This is a genomic window from Actinomadura sp. WAC 06369 (genome assembly GCF_003947565.1).
GTDB lineage: Bacteria > Actinomycetota > Actinomycetes > Streptosporangiales > Streptosporangiaceae > Spirillospora > Spirillospora rifamycini.
The window spans coordinates 1-3,146 of sequence record NZ_QHJN01000331.1; the positions used below are offsets into that span (position 1 = coordinate 1).

Below are 3,146 nucleotides of genomic sequence, written 5' to 3' on the forward strand. Positions count from 1 at the left end.
CCCCTCCCCCGCCCCCTTCGACACGGGGGAGAGGGCGGGGGAGGGGAAGCGGAGGCTCAGGACTGGCCGGGCCGGCTCATCCCCGTCTCGTAGGCGTACACCACCGCCTGCACACGGTCGCGCAGCCCCAGCTTCGCCAGCACGTTCCCCACATGCGTCTTCACCGTCGTCTCGCTGACCACCAACTCCGCCGCGATCTCCGCGTTCGACTGCCCGCGCGCCACGTGCGCCAGCACCTCCCGCTCCCGCTCGGTCAGCGTGTCCAGCCCCGGCGGCGGCGCCGAGTCCCGCGCCGCGGGAAGCCGCGTCGCGAACTTGTCCAGCAGCCGCCGCGTCACGCTCGGCGCCACGATCGCGTCACCCGCCGCCACGATCCGGATCGCCTGCACCAGGTCCTCCGGCGGCGAATCCTTCAGCAGGAACCCGCTCGCCCCCGCACGGACCGCCTCGATCACGTACTCGTCCAGATCGAACGTCGTCAGGATCAGCACCCGCGGATCGTGCGACGCCGCACCGTCCCGGATGATCCGCCGCGTCGCCTCGATCCCGTCCACGCCCGGCATCCGGATGTCCATCAGCACCACGTCCGGCAGCAGCGACCGCGTCAGCTCCACCGCCGCCGCGCCGTCCCCGGCCTCGCCCACCACCGCGATGTCCGGCTCGGCCTCCAGAATCAGCCGGAAACCCGTCCGCAGCAGCGGCTGGTCGTCCACCAGCAGCACCCGCACCGCGCTCATCGCGCCGCCCCGTCCATCGTCCCGGCTCCTCGCCTCACACCGTTCACCACCGGCATCCGCCGCCCGACCCCGATCCGTCCGCTCCCGGCCCGGCCACTCCCGAACCGCCGCCCGCCGCCGGCCCGCTCACCGCCGGCCCCCTCACGCCTGCTCATGCCCGTCCCCGCTCATGCCCGACAACCTACGCCTCCAGCGGGAAACGGGCCCGCACCCCGAAACCGCCGCCGACCCGCGGCCCGATCCGCAGCTCGCCACCGTACAGCGCCACCCGCTCGTACATCCCGACCAGCCCGTGCCCCGGACGCGCCTCGTCCCCCGCCATGATCGTCGCCGTCCCCGGCCCGTCGTCCTCGATCTCCACCGTCAGATGATCATCGGTGTAGTACAGCCGCACCCACGCCCGCGCCTGCGCCCCCGCGTGCTTCAGCGTGTTCGTCAACGCCTCCTGGATCAACCGGAACGCCGCGACGTCCACCCCCGGCGACGGCGTCCGCGCCTCACCCTCGATCCACAGCTGCACCGACAACCCCGTCTCCCGCACATGGTCCAGCAACTCGCCCAGATCACCCAGCCCCGGCTGCGGCGCCAGCTCGCCCCCCGCCCGCTCCATGTCCCGCTCCGTCCGCAGCACCCCCACGATCCGCCGCATCTCGCTCAGCGCCGTCCGCCCCACCTCCTCGATCGTCGACATCGCGTCCCGCGCGCTGTCGGCGTCCCGATCGATGATCCGCCGCGCCGCCCCCGCCTGCACCGTCATCACGCTCACATGATGCGCCACCACATCGTGCAGCTCCCGCGCGATCCGCGAACGCTCCTCGATCCGCGCCGCCCGCGCGTCCGTCCCCCGCGCCCGCTCCAACCGCGCCGCCCGATGCTCCAACTCCGCGAAATACGCCCGCCGCAACCGCAGATTCCGCCCCAGCATCCACACACCGATCACCAGGGCGCAATCCGTCAAGAACACCATCGGCGACATCGGAACCGGCAACGCCACCAGCAGCACCACGAAATACACGACCGCCAGCACCCCGCCGAGCGCGCTCTGCGCCAACCCCCGATGCGCCGCCACCCCGTACACCGCCACCAGGAACGCCACCACATCCGGCACCGACGGCGGATACCCCAGCGCCGCCAGCACCGCCCCGCCCGCCACGATGAACAGCAGCACCGGCAGCGGCGCCCGCCGCCGCCACGTCAGCGCCATCGCCACCACCGCCACCAGCGCACCGCACAGCACGTCGGGCGGCGTGAACACCGACCCGTACCCCTCCGCCCCCACATCGGAGAGGTACAACTGCGGCAGCCCCACCAGCAGCAACCCAGCCGCCAGCAGCGCGTCGGCGGCCGACGGACGCGCCTGCAACCAGGCGCGGAAGGCGAGAAGACCACGGATGCGGGGTGACACGATTCTCACCCTAGGACGTCACGCCAGGTCGAGACCCCTCCTGAACGCGGATCTGCGGTCATCCCCAAGAAGGAGACCGCACCGCCCCGACCGACCCGCACGGGCTACAGATCGTCCCGCTCACGCGCCGCACCGCCCGGCACCGCCGCGGCCCCGCCCTCCAGATCGGCCGGCGACGGACGCCCCACCGGCACCACCGGCAACGGCGGGGGAGTGCCCCCGAACTCCGGGCACCGCTCGCGATGGTCGCACCAATCGCACAACCGCCCCCGCCGCGACCGCCACTCCCCGGTGTCCATCGCCCGCCGGATCGCCTCCCACAGCGCCTCCACCTTCCGCTGCGTCGCCCGCAGATCCGCCTCGTCCGGCTCGTACCGCAGCACCTCGCCGTTCCCCAGATACATCAACTGCAGCAACCGCGGCACCCGCCCCCGCAGCCGCCACAACACCAGCGCATAAAACTTCATCTGGAACAGCGCCCGCGCCTCGAAATCCGCACGCGGCGCCGTCCCCGTCTTGTAATCCACGATCCGCACGTCACCCGTCGGCGCCACGTCCACCCGGTCGATGTACCCCCGCAGCTTCAACCCCGAGTCCAGCACCGTCTCCACGAACAACTCGCGCTCCGCCGGCTCCAACCGCCGCGGATCCTCCAACGTGAAATACCGCTCCACCATCCGCCGCGCCTGCGCCAGCCACTCGTCCCGCTCGGCGTCCCCCGCCTCACCCTCCCCGAACAACCCCGCCAGCTCCGGCTCCGCCTCCAGCAGCCGCTCCCACTCCGGCCCCAGCATCGCCAGCGCCGCCTCCGGCGTCCGCCCGCCCGTCGGCAGATCGAACAACCGCTCCAGCACCGCGTGCACCAGCGTCCCCCGCACCGCCGCCGCACTCGGCCGCTCCGGAATCCGATCGATCACCCGGAACCGGTACAGCAGCGGACACGTCATGAAATCGCCCGCCCGCGACGGCGACAACGACCCCACCACCGGCACACCCCCCGGCCC

General features: G+C 72.7%; 3 protein-coding genes. All 3 read right to left on the bottom strand.

Annotated features, from left to right (window positions below; translation table 11 throughout):
• Window positions 1-56 precede the first annotated feature (56 nt).
• A complete protein-coding gene (locus DMH08_RS39100; RefSeq protein ID WP_034521769.1) occupies window positions 57-737 on the bottom strand; it encodes a response regulator in 681 nt (226 codons plus the stop codon).
• Between the two features lie 181 nt (window positions 738-918).
• The gene (locus DMH08_RS39105; protein ID WP_026405954.1) at window positions 919-2,142 is read right to left on the bottom strand and encodes a sensor histidine kinase; all 1,224 of its coding nucleotides are present in this window, start codon (window positions 2,140-2,142) and stop codon (window positions 919-921) included.
• A 104-nt stretch (window positions 2,143-2,246) separates the two neighbouring features.
• Window positions 2,247-3,134, bottom strand: coding sequence for a RecB family exonuclease (locus DMH08_RS39110; RefSeq protein WP_125621298.1), 888 nt, complete (start codon window positions 3,132-3,134; stop codon window positions 2,247-2,249).
• Window positions 3,135-3,146: the final 12 nt, after the last annotated feature.

Coding starts and splice junctions, on each gene's coding strand:
- DMH08_RS39100 (WP_034521769.1), bottom strand. CDS start 737: ATGAGCGCGGTGCGGGTGCTGCTGGTGGACGACCAGCCGCTGCTGCGG.